20 protein-coding genes are annotated in these 18527 nt (G+C 59.3%); all 20 read left to right on the top strand.

Annotation, left to right across the window (positions count from 1 at the left end; translation table 11 throughout):
- Positions 1-182: 182 nt before the first annotated feature.
- Positions 183-548, top strand: coding sequence for an NADH-quinone oxidoreductase subunit A (locus ACP15V_RS00830; RefSeq protein ID WP_424941787.1), 366 nt, complete (start codon positions 183-185; stop codon positions 546-548).
- On the top strand, positions 548-1087 hold the full coding sequence (locus tag ACP15V_RS00825) for a NuoB/complex I 20 kDa subunit family protein (RefSeq protein ID WP_424941786.1): 540 nt from the start codon (positions 548-550) through the stop codon (positions 1085-1087). The genes ACP15V_RS00830 and ACP15V_RS00825 overlap by 1 nt, the downstream gene beginning before the upstream one ends.
- 3 nt (positions 1088-1090) lie before the next feature.
- A complete protein-coding gene (locus tag ACP15V_RS00820; protein WP_424941785.1) occupies positions 1091-1717 on the top strand; it encodes an NADH-quinone oxidoreductase subunit C in 627 nt (208 codons plus the stop codon).
- Positions 1718-1719: 2 nt separating this feature from the next.
- Complete coding sequence (locus ACP15V_RS00815) at positions 1720-2583, top strand: sulfotransferase (protein WP_424941784.1); 864 nt, start codon at positions 1720-1722, stop codon at positions 2581-2583.
- Positions 2583-3803 carry an NADH-quinone oxidoreductase subunit D gene (locus ACP15V_RS00810; RefSeq protein WP_424942700.1) on the top strand — a complete coding sequence of 407 codons (1221 nt, stop codon included), beginning with the start codon at positions 2583-2585 and terminating at the stop codon, positions 3801-3803. The genes ACP15V_RS00815 and ACP15V_RS00810 overlap by 1 nt, the downstream gene beginning before the upstream one ends.
- Complete coding sequence (locus ACP15V_RS00805) at positions 3803-4996, top strand: NADH-quinone oxidoreductase subunit E (protein ID WP_424941783.1); 1194 nt, start codon at positions 3803-3805, stop codon at positions 4994-4996. Before ACP15V_RS00810 ends, ACP15V_RS00805 begins: the two co-directional genes overlap by 1 nt.
- A 22-nt stretch (positions 4997-5018) precedes the next feature.
- Entirely contained in the window at positions 5019-5246 is a 228-nt protein-coding gene (locus tag ACP15V_RS00800; RefSeq protein ID WP_424941782.1) for a DUF5337 domain-containing protein, read from the top strand.
- A gap of 6 nt (positions 5247-5252) precedes the next feature.
- Entirely contained in the window at positions 5253-6548 is a 1296-nt protein-coding gene (gene nuoF, locus ACP15V_RS00795; protein ID WP_424941781.1) for an NADH-quinone oxidoreductase subunit NuoF, read from the top strand.
- A 146-nt stretch (positions 6549-6694) separates the two neighbouring features.
- Positions 6695-7105, top strand: a complete 411-nt coding sequence (locus ACP15V_RS00790; RefSeq protein WP_424941780.1) for a DUF5333 domain-containing protein — start codon at positions 6695-6697, stop codon at positions 7103-7105.
- A 74-nt stretch (positions 7106-7179) separates the two neighbouring features.
- Positions 7180-9198, top strand: coding sequence for an NADH-quinone oxidoreductase subunit NuoG (gene nuoG / locus ACP15V_RS00785; RefSeq protein ID WP_424941779.1), 2019 nt, complete (start codon positions 7180-7182; stop codon positions 9196-9198).
- A gap of 20 nt (positions 9199-9218) precedes the next feature.
- Entirely contained in the window at positions 9219-9635 is a 417-nt protein-coding gene (locus tag ACP15V_RS00780) for a hypothetical protein (RefSeq protein ID WP_424941778.1), read from the top strand.
- 14 nt (positions 9636-9649) lie between these two features.
- On the top strand, positions 9650-10687 hold the full coding sequence (gene nuoH / locus ACP15V_RS00775) for an NADH-quinone oxidoreductase subunit NuoH (protein ID WP_424941777.1): 1038 nt from the start codon (positions 9650-9652) through the stop codon (positions 10685-10687).
- Positions 10688-10690: 3 nt separating this feature from the next.
- On the top strand, positions 10691-11182 hold the full coding sequence (nuoI, locus tag ACP15V_RS00770) for an NADH-quinone oxidoreductase subunit NuoI (RefSeq protein WP_424941776.1): 492 nt from the start codon (positions 10691-10693) through the stop codon (positions 11180-11182).
- A 21-nt stretch (positions 11183-11203) separates the two neighbouring features.
- Positions 11204-11611: a carboxymuconolactone decarboxylase family protein gene (locus ACP15V_RS00765; RefSeq protein ID WP_424941775.1), complete on the top strand. Its 408-nt coding sequence runs from the start codon at positions 11204-11206 to the stop codon at positions 11609-11611.
- Positions 11608-12222, top strand: coding sequence for an NADH-quinone oxidoreductase subunit J (locus tag ACP15V_RS00760; protein WP_424941774.1), 615 nt, complete (start codon positions 11608-11610; stop codon positions 12220-12222). The genes ACP15V_RS00765 and ACP15V_RS00760 overlap by 4 nt, the downstream gene beginning before the upstream one ends.
- Before the next feature lie 92 nt (positions 12223-12314).
- Complete coding sequence (nuoK, locus tag ACP15V_RS00755; protein ID WP_271053781.1) at positions 12315-12620, top strand: NADH-quinone oxidoreductase subunit NuoK; 306 nt, start codon at positions 12315-12317, stop codon at positions 12618-12620.
- Positions 12621-12624: 4 nt separating this feature from the next.
- Positions 12625-14778, top strand: coding sequence for an NADH-quinone oxidoreductase subunit L (nuoL, locus tag ACP15V_RS00750; RefSeq protein ID WP_424941773.1), 2154 nt, complete (start codon positions 12625-12627; stop codon positions 14776-14778).
- Positions 14778-16325: an NADH-quinone oxidoreductase subunit M gene (locus ACP15V_RS00745; protein WP_424941772.1), complete on the top strand. Its 1548-nt coding sequence runs from the start codon at positions 14778-14780 to the stop codon at positions 16323-16325. The genes nuoL and ACP15V_RS00745 overlap by 1 nt, the downstream gene beginning before the upstream one ends.
- Positions 16326-16336: 11 nt before the next feature.
- Positions 16337-17773: an NADH-quinone oxidoreductase subunit NuoN gene (gene nuoN, locus ACP15V_RS00740; protein WP_424941771.1), complete on the top strand. Its 1437-nt coding sequence runs from the start codon at positions 16337-16339 to the stop codon at positions 17771-17773.
- Complete coding sequence (locus ACP15V_RS00735) at positions 17763-18515, top strand: biotin--[acetyl-CoA-carboxylase] ligase (protein ID WP_424941770.1); 753 nt, start codon at positions 17763-17765, stop codon at positions 18513-18515. Before nuoN ends, ACP15V_RS00735 begins: the two co-directional genes overlap by 11 nt.
- Positions 18516-18527: the final 12 nt, after the last annotated feature.

Here is an 18527-nt window from a genome sequence, read left to right as displayed (position 1 = left end):
TGCGGATCAAAAACCGCCAAAAGCCCTTTGAAACAAGGATATGCTTCACAAGTGAGGCAAAGGTGAACGCTAATATTCAAATGTCGGAATATAGGGGGGCGTTGGTTGACCCGACACCAGTGCGGCGGTAAACCGCACATAGCTAGCGAAATGCGGATAGAACCGCATAAAAGGAGCCACACGTGGAAGACCTTCTCAGGGAATATCTCCCGATCATCATTTTCCTCGGACTTGCCATCATTATCGGTCTTGTGCTGATCATTGCCGCCGTTGTCCTGGCCGTCCGCAACCCCGATCCCGAAAAACTCAGCGCTTATGAATGCGGGTTCAACGCCTTTGATGACGCGCGGATGAAGTTTGATGTCCGGTTCTATCTGGTGTCGATCCTGTTCATCATTTTCGACCTGGAAATTGCCTTCCTGTTCCCCTGGGCCGTGGCCTTCAAGGGTGTTGGGCTGGTGGGCTTCTGGTCGATGATGGTGTTCCTCGCCGTGCTGACCATCGGCTTTGCATATGAGTGGAAGAAAGGGGCGCTCGAATGGGAGTGATGTCCGAGAAAATCCAAACGGGAGCAAACACCGCGCAGGGCGATCGTGAACACGCCACGCGGCTTTTGAACGATCAGCTGGCCGACAAGGGCTTTCTGCTGACCACCACCGATGACATCATCAACTGGGCGCGCACCGGCTCGCTGCACTGGATGACCTTTGGTCTGGCCTGTTGCGCGGTGGAAATGATGCATGCCTCGATGCCGCGCTATGACCTTGAACGCTATGGCATCGCGCCGCGCGCGTCCCCGCGTCAGTCGGACGTGATGATTGTGGCCGGGACGCTGACCAACAAGATGGCGCCGGCACTGCGCAAGGTTTATGACCAGATGCCCGATCCGCGCTATGTGATCTCGATGGGGTCCTGCGCCAATGGTGGCGGCTACTATCACTATTCCTACTCGGTGGTGCGTGGCTGTGACCGGATCGTGCCGGTTGACATCTATGTGCCGGGCTGCCCGCCGACCGCCGAAGCGCTGGTCTATGGCATCCTGCAACTGCAACGCAAAATCCGCCGCACCGGCACGATTGCGAGGTAAGCGATGAGTGAAGCCCCGAATACCGCAGCCCTGAACGAACTTGGCGCGCTGCTGGAAACAAAGCGCCCCGATTGCGTGCTGAGCTGGGAGGTTGCTTACGGCGAGCTGAGCGTCACTGTTCCGCTCTCGGCAATCCCTTCGTTCATCGAGTTCCTGAAGGCCGACAAGTCCTGCAAATTCTCGACCTTGGTCGATGTGACCGCCGTGGATTACCCGTCGCGTGAAGAGCGTTTTGACGTGGTCTACCACTTCCTGTCGATGTACACCAACCAACGCATCCGCGTGAAAGTGGCGGTGCGCGAAGAGGAAATGGTGCCGTCGATCACCGAGGTGCACCCGGCGGCGGGCTGGTTCGAACGTGAAGTGTTCGACATGTTCGGCATTCTGTTTTCCGGCCACCCGGATCTGCGCCGCATCCTGACGGACTATGGCTTCCGCGGCTATCCGCTGCGCAAGGATTTCCCGACCACCGGCTATACCGAAGTGCGTTATGACGAGGTCGAAAAGCGCGTGGTGTATGAACCCGTGTCGCTGACCCAGGAATATCGCCAGTTCGATTTCATGAGCCCATGGGAAGGTGCAAACTATGTGCTGCCCGGGGACGAGAAAACAGATGAGGCAAAAGCCTGATCATGGGTGAGCAAACCTTCATGTTCTGCGTGGGTGCAACGAAGGCCGGCACAAGCTGGCTCTTCGACCATTTGTATTCCCACCCAGAGGCGCAGCTTCGCGCCGTGAAGGAATTGCACTATTTCGATGCGCTGGATAGCGACAATGCCGGTTGGCAGAAGAAGCAGCACCAGGCGGCTTTGGCGGCAGCGCAGGCCGATGTGGCGACCGGCAAGGCCGGGGATTACAAGCGCGCGCTGGTTCAGGATCTGGAAAACTGGATCCCGATCTGCGACGGGCAGGGGAATGATGCGGCCAGCGATGCGGCCTATCTCGACTATGTGACCAAGGGCGCTGACGACGCGCGGTTGGTGGGGGATATCACCCCGGCCTATGGGCTTTTGTCGGAAAAGATGCTGTCGCGCATGGCCGCGCTGACTGACAAGGTGCGCTTTGTCTACCTGATGCGCGATCCGGTGGACCGGATCTGGTCGAACATCCGCATGGTTGCGGGCGGTCAGGGCAAGGCGGCGTTGGAACAGAAGGTGGAGGGCGTGCTGAACGGCACCGCCGTCAATATTCTGGAACGGTCGAACTATCGCCGCACCCTTAATCGCCTGTCGCGTGCCGCGCCCACTGGCGCGCTGCATATCGAATATTATGAACGCCTGTTCACCCCCGAGGCCATCGAACGGCTGAGCGCGTTTTTGGGGATCACCCCGGCGCAGGCCCAGTTCGACCGGGTGGTGCATAAATCCCCACAGGCGGACCTGACTGATGAATTGCGCGGAAAACTGAAAGCCGCGCTGAACCCGCAATACAATTTTGTCGAAAAGTTCATGGGTGAACTGCCCGACGAATGGACCCAGAAAATGGTGAACGTATGATGGACGGAACCAAAGGCTTCAATGACGCCGAAACCGGCGAACAGAAGATCCGCAATTTCAACATCAACTTCGGCCCGCAACACCCGGCGGCACACGGTGTGCTGCGGATGGTGCTGGAGCTGGATGGCGAGATCGTGGAACGCGCTGACCCGCACATCGGCCTCTTGCATCGCGGCACCGAGAAGCTGATGGAAAGCCGCACCTATCTGCAGAACCTGCCGTATTTTGACCGGCTCGATTACGTGGCGCCGATGAACCAGGAACATGCCTGGTGTCTGGCGATCGAGAAGCTGGCCGGTGTCGAAGTGCCGCGCCGCGGCCAGCTGATCCGCGTGCTCTTCTCTGAAATCGGCCGGATCCTGAACCACCTTCTGAACATCACCACGCAGGCCATGGACGTGGGCGCGCTGACGCCGCCGCTCTGGGGCTTTGAAGAGCGTGAAAAGCTGATGATTTTCTACGAGCGCGCCTGTGGGGCCCGTCTGCACGCCAACTATTTCCGTCCAGGCGGTGTGCATCAGGACCTGCCGCCGGAGCTGATCGACGATATCGAAACCTGGGCCAATGAGTTCCCGGAAAAGATCGACGATATTGACGGTCTTCTGACCGAAAACCGGATCTTCAAACAGCGCAACGCCGATATTGGCGTGGTGAATGAACAGGACATTCTCGACTGGGGCTATTCCGGTGTGATGGTCCGTGGATCGGGTCTGGCTTGGGATTTGCGCCGCGCGCAACCCTATGAATGTTATGATGAATTTGACTTCCAGATCCCGGTGGGCAAGAACGGCGACTGCTATGACCGTTACCTCGTCCGCATGGAAGAAATGCGCCAGTCGCTCAAGATCATGCATCAGGCCATCGAAAAGCTGCGCGCGCCCGAGGGCCAAGGTGACGTTCTGGCCCGTGGCAAGCTGACCCCGCCGAAACGCGGTGACATGAAGCGCGACATGGAAAGCCTGATCCACCACTTCAAGCTCTACACCGAAGGGTTCAAACTGCCGGCCGGTGAAGTCTATGCCGCCGTCGAAGCACCGAAAGGCGAATTTGGCGTCTACCTCGTGTCGGACGGATCGAACAAACCCTACCGCGCCAAGATCCGCGCGCCGGGGTATCTGCACCTTCAGTCGATGGATTACGTGGCCGGGGGCCACCAGCTCGCCGACGTCGCCGCCATCATCGGCACCATGGATATCGTGTTTGGGGAGATCGACCGCTAATGCTCCGCCGTTTGCATCATGAACAGCCCGAAAGCTTTGCTTTCACGCCCGCCAACCTTGCTTGGGCGGAAGGGCAGATCACCAAATACCCTGAAGGGCGTCAGGCCTCGGCGGTGATCCCGCTTCTGTGGCGGGCTCAGGAACAGGAAGGCTGGCTGACCAAGCCCGCGATTGAAGCCGTGGCCGACATGCTTGGCATGGCCTATATCCGCGTGCTGGAAGTGGCGTCGTTCTACTTTATGTTCCAGCTGCAACCGGTTGGATCCGTGGCCCATATCCAGATCTGCGGCACCACGTCCTGCATGATCTGCGGCGCGGAAGATCTGATTGCGGTGTGTCGCGAGAAAATCGCCGACAAGCCGCATCAATTGTCGACCGATGGCAAGTTCAGCTGGGAAGAGGTGGAATGCCTTGGGTCCTGCACCAACGCGCCGATGGCGCAGATCGGCAAAGATTACTATGAGGATCTGACCGCCGAAGGCTTTGCCAAGATGATCGATCAGATGGCCGCTGGTGACGTGCCGGTGCCGGGTCCGCAAAATGGCCGCTATGCCGCCGAACCGCTGTCCGGGCTGACCTCGCTGACCGAATATGAAAGCGGCAAGACCAAATATAACGCCTCTGTTCAGCTTGCCACGGATATCGGCGATAGCATCAAGCGGATCGATGGCACCGAAGTGCCGCTGTCGACGCCTTGGTTGGGCAAAAATGCCACCGGCACCAAGGCAACCCCGCCAAAAGCGGCTGAGACCGGCAAGCCGGCCAATCAGCAAAGAAAGGCGGCGAAACCTGTTGCGGAGGCAGAAAAGGCCGAAGCCAAAGCCGCGAAGAAGCCTGCTGCGAAAAAAGCACCCGCAAAGGCCAAAGCTGACAAGGTTGAGGCCGCGGCACCTGCCGCAACCGGCAAGGCGAAAAAACCGCGCACCATGAAAGCGCCGCGCAAGGCCGGGGCCGATGACCTCAAGCAACTCAAGGGCGTTGGTCCGAAGCTGGAGCAGACCCTGAACGATCTGGGCTTCTGGCACTTTGACCAGATCGCCAAATGGGGCGCGGATGAGATTTCCTGGGTGGATGACAACCTGAAATTCAAGGGCCGGATCGAGCGCGATGGCTGGGTCGAACAGGCCAAGATCCTTGCCGAAGGTGGCGAGACCGCGTTTTCGAACAAGGTGAAGAAAGGCGACGTCTATTAAGGCGGCGAGAAAAGGAATGATGATGGCACAGGATCCACAACAAGGCATTGGCCGGGACGGTCGCATGGCGGGCATCGTCATTGCGCTGACCGGCGCGCTGTGGGTCGGTGCCGCATGGGTCGGGAAAAGCCTCGAATGGTCCAACCGGGCCATGGCGCTGGTGGATCTGATGGCCCTGGCCGGGTTCGTTTTTGGCCTGGTTCTAACATATCGGATCTGGCGCAAATCACGCCGGAATGACGAAGGATAAGAGCGAATGCTGCAGGATAAAGACCGGATCTTTACCAACCTTTACGGTATGCACGACCGGACCCTTGCGGGGGCCAAGGCGCGCGGCCATTGGGACGGCACAGCCGGGATCATCAAGAAGGGTCGCGACTGGATCATTGACCAGATGAAAGACTCGGGCCTTCGCGGGCGCGGGGGGGCTGGCTTCCCGACCGGTTTGAAATGGTCGTTCATGCCGAAGGAAAGCGACGGTCGCCCGGCCTATCTGGTGATCAATGCGGACGAATCCGAGCCTGGCACCTGTAAAGACCGCGAGATCATGCGCCACGATCCGCACACGTTGATCGAAGGCGCGCTGATTGCGTCCTTCGCGATGAACGCCAACACCGCCTATATCTATATCCGGGGTGAGTTCATCCGCGAACGCGAGGCGCTGCAGGCGGCGATTGACGAAGCCTATGATGCGGGTCTTCTGGGCAAGAACGCCGCGAAATCCGGCTGGGATTTCGATCTCTTCCTGCATCACGGGGCAGGCGCCTATATCTGTGGCGAAGAAACCGCGCTTTTGGAAAGCCTTGAAGGCAAAAAGGGCATGCCGCGCATGAAGCCGCCCTTCCCGGCAGGGGCGGGTCTTTATGGTTGCCCGACCACGGTGAATAACGTGGAAAGTATTGCGGTTGTGCCGACCATCCTGCGCCGTGGCCCGTCGTGGTTTGCGGGGTTTGGGCGTCCGAACAACGCGGGCACCAAGCTCTTTGGTATTTCGGGTCACGTGAACAACCCTTGTGTGGTCGAAGAGGCCATGTCGATTTCGTTTGAAGAACTGATCGAAAAGCATTGCGGCGGCATTCGCGGTGGCTGGGACAACCTCAAGGCGGTGATCCCCGGGGGGTCCTCGGTGCCGTGCGTGACTGGCGAAAACATGCGCGACGCGATCATGGATTTTGATTACCTGCGGAACGAGCTGGGGTCCGGTCTGGGCACCGCAGCGGTCATCGTGATGGACAAGCAGACCGACATCATCAAGGCGATCTGGCGTCTGTCGAAATTCTACAAACATGAAAGCTGTGGCCAGTGTACCCCGTGTCGCGAAGGCACCGGCTGGATGATGCGCGTGATGGATCGCCTGATGCGTGGCGAGGCCGAGGTCGAGGAAATCGACATGCTGTGGGATGTGACCAAGCAGGTCGAAGGCCACACGATCTGTGCCCTTGGGGACGCGGCCGCCTGGCCGATCCAGGGTCTGATCCGCAACTTCCGCGACGAGATCGAAGATCGCATTCGGGTGAACAAGCAAGGCAAAGCCAGCCTGGCAGCAGAGTAAGAGCAAGGTAAGAGACAGATCATGACAATCGGCAGTAACATGCGCAACCTCTTGAAAGCAGGCGTGAATTCGCCCGCTCAAGCGCGTTGTTATTGCATGACAGACGCCGGCGTCACCATCTCCTTTCTAACGAAAGGAGATATGTCATGAGCAAATTCAAATCTTTGATCACCGGCCTCGCGCTGGGGGCAATGGCAACGCCCGCTTTGGCGGTGGATTACACCGCCATGCGCAAGGACGAGCGGGTGCATCGCGAACTGTTGGGGGCGTCGATCGCCTATCTGATCGACGAGAACTGTGACCAGCTGAGCCTGCGCAAGTTTCGTCTGTTCAATAAGGCGATGGCGCTGCAATCACATGCGCGGTCGCTGGGATATTCGCTGAGCGAAGTCACCGCCTATGTGGACAGCAAATCGGAACAAGACCGGTTTCGGGCCATTGCCGAACCGATGTTGAAAAAAATGGGCGCCCGCAAGGGCGACGAAGAAAGCTACTGCGCGGTGGGCCGGGCAGAGATGGAAAAGGGCACGTTTGCAGGCAAGTTGCTGACCGATTAGGGCAGCGACCGGCAGGCAGGGCCGCGAATGAGGGCAGGGGGCAGATGCCCCTTGCAGGATGAAAAGGGACCGTGATGAGCGACCTGAAAAAGATCGTCATTGACGATATGGAAGTCGAAGTGGATGGCGCAATGACGCTGATCCAGGCTTGTGAGGTAGCGGGCGTGGAAGTGCCGCGTTTCTGTTATCACGAGCGTCTGTCGATTGCCGGCAACTGCCGCATGTGCCTTGTGGAAGTTGTGGGTGGCCCGCCCAAACCTGCCGCCTCTTGCGCGATGCAGGTGCGCGACCTGCGCCCGGGACCGGACGGAATGCCGCCGGTGGTGAAAACCAACTCGCCCATGGTCAAGAAGGCCCGCGAAGGCGTGATGGAGTTCATGCTGATCAACCACCCGCTGGATTGCCCGATCTGCGATCAGGGCGGCGAATGTGACCTGCAGGATCAGGCCGTGGCCTATGGCCTGTCCGGGTCGCGGTTCAAAGAACAAAAGCGCGCGGTGGATGATCTGGATCTCGGCCCGCTGGTGTCGACCACCATGACGCGCTGTATTTCCTGCACTCGCTGCGTGCGCTTCACGACCGAGGTCGCGGGCATTTCGCAGATGGGCCAGACCGGCCGCGGCGAAGATGCGGAAATCACCAGCTATCTGAACCAGACTTTGGACAGCAACCTGCAGGGCAACATCATTGATCTGTGTCCGGTTGGTGCGCTGACGTCAAAACCTTATGCCTTTACCGCGCGTCCGTGGGAGCTGACCAAGACCGAGAGCATCGACGTGATGGACGCGCTCGGGTCAAACATCCGCGTCGACACCAAAGGTCGCGAAGTGAAACGCATTCTGCCGCGCAACCATGATGGCGTGAACGAAGAATGGATTTCCGACAAGACCCGTTTTGTCTGGGATGGTCTGCGTCGCCAGCGCCTGGACACGCCTTATGTGCGCGAAAACGGCAAGCTGCGCAAAGCCAGCTGGGGCGAAGCCCTGGCGGCCGCGGCTGCCGCGATGAAGGACAAGAAGGTTGCCGGTCTGATCGGCGATCTGGCGAATGTCGAAATGGCCTTTTCGCTGAAAACCCTGATCGAGGGGTTGGGCGGCAAGGTGGAATGTCGCGTCGACAACGCACGCCTGCCCACCGACAACCGCTCGGGGTATGTGGGCACGGCGTCGATCGAAGACATCGACAACGCCAAGTTCATTCAGCTCATTGGCACCAACCCGCGTGTCGAAGCGCCGGTTCTGAACGCCCGGATCCGCAAGGCGTGGCTGAAGGGGGCCGAGGTTGGTCTGGTTGGTGAAGCCACTGATCTAACCTATGAATACGCGCATGTGGGCAATGACCGTGCGGCGCTGGAAAGCCTGCTGAACAAAGACTACGGGCCGGTGAAAGATACGCCGTCAGTTGTCATCGTCGGCATGGGGGCCCTGCGCGAGGCGGATGGTCTTGCGGTTCTGGCCGCTGCGATGAAACTCGCTGAAGATACCGGATCCAAGCTGATGGTGCTGCACACGGCCGCTGGCCGTGTTGGTGCACTGGACGTGGGGGCCGTGACCGAAGGCGGGATCGAAGCCGCCACCCATGACGCCGACGTGGTCTTCAACATGGGCGCGGATGAGATCGACATTGATGCGGGTCCGACCGTGATCTACATGGGCAGCCACGGCGACCGAGGGGCTATGCGCGCCGACATCATTCTGCCGGGCGCCGCATACACCGAAGAAGCCGGGCTTTTCGTGAACACCGAAGGTCGCCCGCAGCTTGCGCAACGCGCCGCCTTCCCGGTGGGCGAAGCCAAGGAAAACTGGGCCATTCTGCGGGCGCTGTCTGCTGAACTGGGTCAAACCCTGCCGTGGGACAGCCTGGCCGGACTGCGTCAGGCCATGGTTGAGGCCGTGCCGCATCTGGCGCAAATCGATCAGGTTGTGGAAAACGACTGGCAACCGCTGACCACCGGCACGCTGGGCAATGCCAGCTTCCGCTATGTGATTGGCGATTTCTATCTGACCAACCCGATTGCCCGGGCGTCAGAGGTCATGGCAGAGCTTTCCGCACAGGCGCGTGCGCGCCTGGGTGAGAAAATCGCGGCTGAGTAAGAAAAGGACGGGATCCCAAGATGTTCAAATCCGTGACACAGTCCATGATGACAGGGGGCGCAATGGCCGCCCTTCTGTCGGCCTGTGTGCAACCGGAAGAGAATGCAAAGACCTCCAAAGATGTGTTCACCCCCAATTATCTGGGTGTGGAAACGCAGCTTCTGGATGGGGATCTGGTCAATTTCCGCGTCGCCATGGAAGGCGCGCGCGGGCATGAAGATGTGGCGGGGTATGCACGCTGTGCAGCCGCGCAATATGCGCTTATTCGCGGGTACGGATTTGCCCGCCATGTGCGCACAACAGTGGATGAAAACGGCAAGCGCTGGACAGGCGACGCGGCTTATGTGATTTCGGCCGCCCTTCCCAAAGGTCTGAAAACGATCGACGCGGAAGTGACTGTTCAGAATTGTCTTGAAAACGGAATACCGACGGTCTGAGGGCATGAAGAGATATGTATGAATTCTTCACGACAACGAACTTGGGGCTCGCGCTTTTGATCATTGGTCAGTGTTTGCTGATTGTGGTCCCCCTTCTGGTGGCGCTTGCCTTTCTGCTCTATTTTGACCGCAAGGTCTGGGCCGCTGTGCAGATGCGCAAGGGCCCCAACGTGGTGGGCGCCTTTGGCGTGTTGCAGAGCTTTGCGGATTTCATCAAATATGTGCTGAAGGAAATCGTCGTGCCTGCGGGTGCCGACCGGTTTGTTTTCTTCCTCGCCCCGATGATGAGCTTTGTTCTGGCGATGGTCGCCTGGGCGGTGATCCCGTTCAATGACGGCTGGGTTCTGGCCGATGTGAACGTGGCGATCCTGTTTGTCTTCGCGGTCTCCTCGCTTGAGGTTTACGGCGTGATCATGGGCGGCTGGGCGTCGAACTCGAAATACCCGTTCCTGGGATCGCTGCGCTCTGCCGCACAGATGATTTCCTACGAAGTCTCCATTGGCCTGATCATCATCGGTGTGATCATCACCACCGGGTCGATGAATTTTGGTGACATTGTGCGCGCCCAGGATGGGGCCGGGCTTCTGAGCTGGTACTGGCTGCCGCATTTCCCGATGGTCTTCCTGTTCCTGATCTCGGCGCTGGCCGAAACCAACCGCCCGCCGTTTGACCTGCCGGAAGCGGAATCGGAACTGGTGGCGGGCTATCAGGTGGAATATTCCTCGACCCCGTTCCTTCTGTTCATGATCGGTGAATATGTGGCCATCGTGCTGATGTGTACGCTGATTTCGATCCTGTTCTTTGGCGGCTGGCTGTCGCCGGTGGAATGGCTGCCCGATGGCATCTTGTGGCTCTTTGCGAAGATCTTCTTCTTCTTCTTCGTCTTCTCGATGGTGAAGGCCATCACGCCGCGCTACCGCTATGACCAACTGATGCGCATTGGCTGGAAAGTGTTCCTGCCGCTGTCGCTGGCCTGGGTTGTACTGGTCGCATTCTTCGCCCAATACGGGGCATTCTGGGGCACTTATGCCCGCTGGGCTGTGGGGGGCTGATAGATGGCTTTTGATTACGCACGCGCAACGAAATACTTCCTGCTGGCGGACTTTGTGAAAGGGTTCCAGCTGGGTCTGAAGTATTTCTTCTCGCCCAAGGCGACGCTGAACTATCCGCACGAAAAAGGCCCGCTATCACCGCGCTTTCGTGGCGAACACGCGCTGCGCCGCTATCCCAATGGGGAAGAGCGCTGCATCGCCTGTAAACTGTGTGAAGCGATTTGCCCGGCGCAGGCAATCACCATCGACGCGGAACCCCGCGAAGATGGGTCGCGCCGCACCACGCGTTATGACATCGACATGACCAAATGCATCTATTGCGGTTTCTGCCAAGAGGCCTGCCCGGTGGATGCGATTGTCGAGGGTCCGAATTTCGAATTTGCCACCGAGACCCGGGAAGAGCTGTTTTACGACAAGGAAAAACTGCTGGAGAACGGCGAACGCTGGGAAGCCGAGATCGCCCGCAATATCGAGCTGGACGCGCCGTATCGCTAAGGCCCGACGAAAGGATATCCCATGAACGACTTTTCCAAGAAATACGCCGAGATGCTGGAGCAGGGCACCTTGATGCTGCGCGCCTTCAACCCTGCGCTGGAGAAGTTCGTGCCCGAGGGCCTCGACAAGCTGATGCCCACCATGCCGAAAGACATGATGGACATGATGTTTGGCAATGCCTTCAACAAAGATGGTCTGGACACCAAGACGCGGATGCTGGTTGCACTCGCCGGTCTGGTGGCCGCGGGGGCGCAAGCTGGCCCGCAGATCAAAATCACCGTGCGCCACGCTCTTGAAGCGGGGGCAACCGAAAAAGAGATCGCGGAAGTGATCTATCAAATGTCCATGTTGGGCGGCCTTCCGGCGATGAACCGGGCGCTGGAAGAAGCGCAAGCCGTCTTTGCCGAAAACGAGGAGGGGGACGCATGAGCGTTGCCGACTACGCTTTTTACCTCTTTGCCCTGACCACGGTCACGGGTGGATTTTTCACCGTCATGGCACGCAACCCCGTGCATTCGGTCCTGTGGCTGATCACCGCCTTTGTCGGTGCGACCGGGCTGTTTGTCCTGCTCGGCGCCGAATTTGTGGCGATGCTGTTGATGATCGTCTATGTGGGCGCGGTGGCGGTGCTGTTCTTGTTCGTCGTCATGATGCTGGACGTGGATTTTGCCGAATTGAAGGCCGGGATCGCCCAATCGCTGCCGCTTGCGCTGTTGATCGGTGTGATCTTGTTGATGGAGCTGGGCACGATCTTTGGCACCTGGGTCTATTCCGATGGGGCCGAGGCCGCGCGCCAAATGGTGACGCCCGCCCTTGACCAGGCGCATAACACCGAGGCGCTGGGTCTGGTGCTTTACACCGACAATATCCTCCTCTTCCAACTGGCCGGTCTGATCCTGCTGGTCGCCATGATCGGGGCCATCGTCCTGACCCTGCGCCACCGCACCCATGTGAAGCGCCAGAACGTGGTTGCCCAGATGCACCGCGACCCGGCCAAAGCGATGGAGGTCATCGACGTGAAACCGGGCCAAGGGCTTTAAGTGGGGCATTAAGAAACTGTGATGACCCGCAAGCAAGAATACGAAAAGAAGGGGGCAGCAATCCGCGCTGTCCAAGAAGGGAACGGAAAAGAATGGTAGGACTTGAGCATTATCTGGGCGTCGCGGCGGCATTGTTCGTCATCGGCATTTTCGGCCTCTTTCTGAACCGCAAGAACGTGATCATCCTGCTGATGAGCATCGAATTGATGCTTCTGGCGGTGAACATCAACCTGGTCGCGTTCTCGTCCTATCTGGGCGATCTGACCGGTCAGGTCTTTACCCTCTTCGTGCTGACGGTTGCCGCGGCCGAGGCCGCGATTGGCCTGGCCATCCTCGTCAGTTTCTTCCGGAACCGCGGCACCATTGCCGTGGAAGACGTCAACGTGATGAAAGGCTGAGGCAATGGCAGCAACGATCGTACTCTTTGCGCCGCTTGTCGGTGCGCTGATCGCGGGCTTCGGCCATCGCGTGATCGGGGACAAGGGGGCACAGGTGGTGACCACCGCGCTTCTGTTCCTGGCCGCGGCCCTGTCCTGGTCGATCTTTTTCGGGCTGGAGCAGCCGCAGACCATTCATATCCTTGACTGGGTTCAGTCGGGCAGCCTGTCGGTTGACTGGTCAATCCGTCTGGACCGTCTGACCGCGATCATGCTGATTGTGGTGACCTCGGTATCTTCGCTGGTTCACCTCTATTCCATGGGCTACATGGCGCATGACGAGCATTTCGGGGATGCGAGCTATCGCCCGCGCTTCTTCGCCTATCTCTCGTTCTTCACCTTCACCATGCTGATGCTGGTCACCTCGGACAATCTGTTGCAGATGTTCTTTGGCTGGGAAGGTGTGGGGGTCGCCTCCTACCTGCTGATCGGGTTTTATTACAAGAAACCCTCGGCCAACGCCGCGGCCATCAAGGCCTTTGTGGTCAACCGCGTGGGCGACTTTGGCTTCGCCCTCGGGATCTTCGGCCTGTTCTACATGACCGACAGCATTCGTCTGGACGATGTGTTTGCGGCCGCACCTGCGCTGGCTGAAACACAGATCCACTTCCTCTGGACCGAATGGAATGCGGCAAACCTGCTGGCCTTCCTGCTGTTCGTGGGTGCCATGGGCAAATCGGCGCAGCTGTTCCTGCACACCTGGTTGCCGGACGCGATGGAAGGCCCGACCCCGGTGTCGGCGCTGATCCACGCGGCGACCATGGTGACCGCCGGTGTGTTCCTGGTCTGCCGCATGTCGCCTTTGATGGAATATGCACCCGAGGCGACCGCGTTCATCACCTTCCTCGGTGCCACCACCGCTTTCTTTGCGGCAACCGTGGGCCTTGTGCAAAACGACATCAAACGCGTGATCGCCTATTCGACCTGTTCGCAGCTGGGCTACATGTTTGTGGCCGCGGGCGTCGGCGTTTACTCGGTCGCCATGTTCCACCTGTTCACTCACGCCTTCTTCAAGGCGATGTTGTTCCTGGGGGCCGGGTCGGTCATCCACGGGATGCATCACGAACAGGACATGCGCAACTATGGCAACCTGCGCAAAAAGATGCCGATCACCTTCTGGGCGATGATGATCGGCACGCTGGCGATCACCGGTGTTGGGATCCCGCTGACCGCCATCGGCTTCTCCGGCTTCCTGTCAAAAGACGCGATTATCGAGAGCGCCTATGCGGGGACCCAGGGCGGATATGCCTTCTGGATGCTGGTCATCGCAGCGCTGTTTACCAGTTTCTATAGCTGGCGCCTGATGTTCATGACCTTCTTCGGCAAAGAACGTGGCGACAAGCACACCCACGAACACGCCCATGAAAGCCCGCTGGTCATGACCATCCCGCTGGGGGTTCTGGCCGTGGGGTCGATTGCCGCTGGTATGATCTGGTACGGATCGTTCTTTGGCGATCACCATCAGGTGAACCACTTCTTCGGCATTGAAGCCCATGAAGAGGCCCATGACACGGCCCATGACACGGCAGAGGCTGGTCATGATGCTGCGGCGGATGATCATGCAGAAGACAGCCATGGTGCGGACCAAAGCGCGGACCAAAGCCATGACACGGCGATGGCAGATCCGGCACACGCACCCGTTGCGGCGGCCCATCATGGGACCGCGCCGCAAGGTGCGATCTTCATGGCACCGGACAATCACGTGCTGGATGACGCGCACCATGCCCCCAAATGGGTCAAGGTCTCGCCCTTCATCGCCATGATCATCGGCCTGGCCACGGCCTTCTGGTTCTACATCGTGAACCCGTCGCTGCCGAAGCGCCTGGCGAAAACCTTCCCGTTCATCTACCAGTTCCTGCTGAACAAATGGTACTTTGACGAGCTTTACGACGCGATCTTCGTCAAGCCCGCCTTTGCCATTGGCCGGTTCTTGTGGAAACGCGGTGATGGGAAAACCATTGACGGCTTCCTGAACGGCGTGGCGATGGGCCTTGTCCCATGGGTCACCAAACAGGCCGGTCGGGCACAATCCGGTTACGTCTTCACTTATGCCTTCGCGATGATCCTCGGCATTGTCGCGCTGGTCACACTCATGCTTCTGAACGGTGGGTCGCACTAATGAATAACCTGCTTTCCATCATTACCTTCCTGCCGTTGGTGGCGGCTGTGATCCTCGCGCTGTTTTTGCGCGGCGATGACGAGGCGGCGGCGCGCAACGCCAAATGGCTGGCGCTGGCGGCCACCCTTGCCACCTTCCTCTTCTCGCTGCTGGTGCTGACCGGGTTTGACCCCGAAAACACCGGATACCAGTTTGTGGAAGAAGCCAACTGGATCATGGGTCTGAAATATAAGATGGGTGTCGACGGGATTTCGGTTCTGTTTGTCATGCTGACCACCTTCATGATGCCGCTGACCATCTGGGCCAGCTGGGGGGTGAAAACCCGCGTGAAGGAATACATGATCGCCTTCCTGCTTCTGGAAACCCTGATGCTGGGCGTCTTCATGGCGCTGGATCTGGTGTTGTTCTATCTGTACTTCGAAGCAGGCCTGATCCCGATGTTCCTGATCATTGGCATCTGGGGCGGCAAGGAACGCATCTATGCGGCGTTCAAGTTCTTCCTCTACACCTTCATCGGTTCGGTTCTGATGCTGGTCGCCATGGTTTATATGGCGCTTGAGGTGGGCTCGACTGATTTCGAAGCGCTGGCGGGTCACAACTTCGACAGCGAAAGCTTCTCATTCCTCGGCATTCAGATTGTCGGCGGGATCCAAACCCTGCTGTTCCTGGCCTTCTTCGCAAGCTTTGCGGTGAAAATGCCGATGTGGCCGGTGCACACCTGGTTGCCGGATGCGCACGTGCAGGCGCCGACCGCGGGGTCGGTTGTTCTGGCGGCGATCCTGTTGAAGATGGGCGGCTATGGCTTCTTGCGCTTCAGCCTGCCGATGTTCCCGGTGGGTGCAGACACGATGGCCTGTTTCATCCTCTGGGTCTCTGCAATTGCCATTGTCTACACCTCGCTGGTTGCGATGGTGCAAGAAGACATGAAAAAGCTGATCGCCTATTCGTCGGTGGCGCACATGGGGTACGTGACCGCAGGGATCTTTGCCGCTAACCAGCAAGGTGTGGACGGGGCGATCTTCCAGATGATCAGCCACGGCTTCATCTCTGGCGCGCTCTTCCTTTGCGTGGGGGTGATCTATGACCGGATGCACACCCGCGAGATCGACGCCTATGGCGGTCTGGTCAACCGGATGCCAGCCTATGCGCTGATCTTCATGTTCTTCACCATGGCCAATGTCGGCCTGCCGGGCACCTCTGGCTTTATCGGTGAGTTCCTGACGCTCGTGGGCATGTTCAAGGCCAACACCTGGGTCGCGCTGGTCGCCACCTCGGGCGTGATCTTCTCAGCCGCTTACGCGCTTTACCTCTATCGCCGCGTTGTCTTTGGCGACCTGATCAAGGAAAGCCTGAAGGCGATCACCGACATGGACAAGCGCGAGAAGATGATCTTTGCGCCGCTTGTGGCCATGACCCTGATCCTGGGTGTCTACCCGTCGCTGGTGACCGATATCATCGGCCCGTCGGTTGAGGCACTTCTTACCAACTACCACGCTGCACTCCCGGCCGAGATGGCCGAGACGATGCACGCAGCAACGTCGCACTGAAGGGGGCGGATATGAGCTCTGTCGACATTCAAACGGTTCTTCCCGAGATCCTGCTGTCCGTCTACGCCATGGCCGCCCTTCTGGGCGCGGTCTACACGGCAAAGGACGGTCTGGCGAAACCGCTGACCTGGGTCACCGCCGGGGTCATGGTCGTGATCGCGGTCATGATCGCAGGGGGCGAGGGCGGACGGACGGCCTTCAACGGCATGTTCCTGGACGATGCCTATGCCCGCTTTGCCAAAGTGGCGATCCTCTTGGCGGCTGCCGCCGTTCTGGTGGTGGGCGAGGCGACCATGGCGCGCCGTGGACTTCTGAAATTCGAGTATCCGATCCTGGTGGCGCTGGCCACGGTGGGGATGATGATGATGGTGTCCGCGGGCAACCTGATGTCGCTTTACATGGGTCTTGAACTGCAGTCGCTGGCCCTTTACGTGGTTGCGTCGCTGAACCGTGATAGCGTGAAATCGACCGAAGCGGGCATGAAGTATTTCGTGCTGGGCGCTCTCTCGTCGGGTCTGCTGCTCTATGGTTCGTCGCTGGTTTATGGCTATGCTGGCACCACGGATTTCGCCGGGATCATCGCCGCCGCCACCGACGGCCAGGTGGGTCTTGGCCTGCTGGTCGGTCTGGTCTTTGTGGTCACCGGTCTGGCGTTCAAGGTCTCGGCCGTGCCGTTCCACATGTGGACGCCGGACGTCTATGAAGGTGCGCCGACCCCGGTCACCGCCTTCTTTGCCACCGCGCCGAAATTTGCCGCGATGGGCCTGTTTGCCCGCGTGCTGTTTGACGCCTTTGGCAGCGCCATTGGCGACTGGCAGCAAGTGATTGCCCTCATCGCCTTCCTGTCGATGTTCTGGGGTGCCTTTGCTGCCATCGGCCAGCGCAACATCAAACGCCTGATGGCCTATTCCTCGATCGCGCATATGGGCTTTGCCCTTCTGGGCCTCGCCGCCGGGACCGAGCAGGGCATCCAGATGATGCTGCAATATATGGCTGTTTACGTAGCCATGAATATCGGTGCTTTCGCCTTCATCATGTCGATGGAACGCGACGGCCAACCGATTGCCGACATCTCGGCGCTGCACCAGTATTCGACCGTGAACAAGATGAACGCGCTGGCGATGCTGATCCTGATGTTCAGCCTGGCTGGTGTGCCGCCGATGCTCGGCTTCTTCGCCAAATATGGCGTGCTGATTGCCGCCGTGAACGCGGGGCTGACCTGGCTGGCCGTGGCCGCGGTGATCGCATCGGTGATCGGTGCCTTCTACTATCTGCGCATCGTCTATTTCATGTATTTCGGCGAAGAAAATGAAGGGGTTGAGGTGAACATGTCGCCTGCCGCCTGGACCGCGCTGATGGCCTCTGCCGTGATCGTGCTGGTGGGCTTTGTGAACTTCTTCGGCATCGAAGGGGCAGCGCAGGCTGCTGCTGCGGCCCTTGTCAAATAAGTGGCCGGATGGCGTTGGTCGGCATGTTCTGACCACGGTCGACAGTACAAACGAGGAGGCCCGGCGCATCGCGTCGGGTCTTCTTGGTCCAACATGGATCCTGGCCCATGAGCAGACCAAGGGCCGCGGCCGCCGGGGCCGTGCCTGGGTTGCGCCAAAGGGGCATTTTTCCGCCACGCTGGTGATGCGGCCAAGTGAACCGCCGCAGGTGGTGGCCTTGCGCAGTTTCGTGGCCTCGCTTGCTCTCTACGATGCCTTTGCCGCTGCGACCGGGCGGGCCACGGGGCTGTCGCTCAAATGGCCCAATGACGTGCTGCTGAATGGCGGTAAGATCGCTGGCATTCTGTTGGAAAGCGCAGGCGTTGGCACGCAGATGGGCTATCTGGCCATCGGCATTGGCGTGAACCTGATTGACGCGCCCAAGGTGGATCAGGTCGAAACGGGTGCCGTGGCCCCGGTCAGCCTGGCGGGCGAAACCGGCATCACCGTGACGCCGGAAGAGTTCCTCGACCTGCTCGCGCCGGCCTACGCCCATCACGAGGCGCAATTCACCACCTATGGGTTTGAACCGATCCGCGCGGCCTGGCTGGCCCGTGCCGCCAAATTGGGCGAGGTGATCACAGCGCGCACCATGCAGGCCGAGTATCAGGGGCGATTTGACACGGTGGACGCCGAGGGCAACCTTGTTCTATCAACCGCGAAGGGACGCGAGATCATTCCCGCGGCCGAGATTTTCTTTTGAAGGAGGCAGCCC

Source organism: Aliiroseovarius crassostreae (assembly GCF_049803815.1).
Classification (GTDB): domain Bacteria; phylum Pseudomonadota; class Alphaproteobacteria; order Rhodobacterales; family Rhodobacteraceae; genus Aliiroseovarius; species Aliiroseovarius crassostreae_A.
The sequence above is the reverse complement of the archived record's forward strand: the minus strand, read 5'-3'. Positions and strand labels throughout refer to the sequence as shown.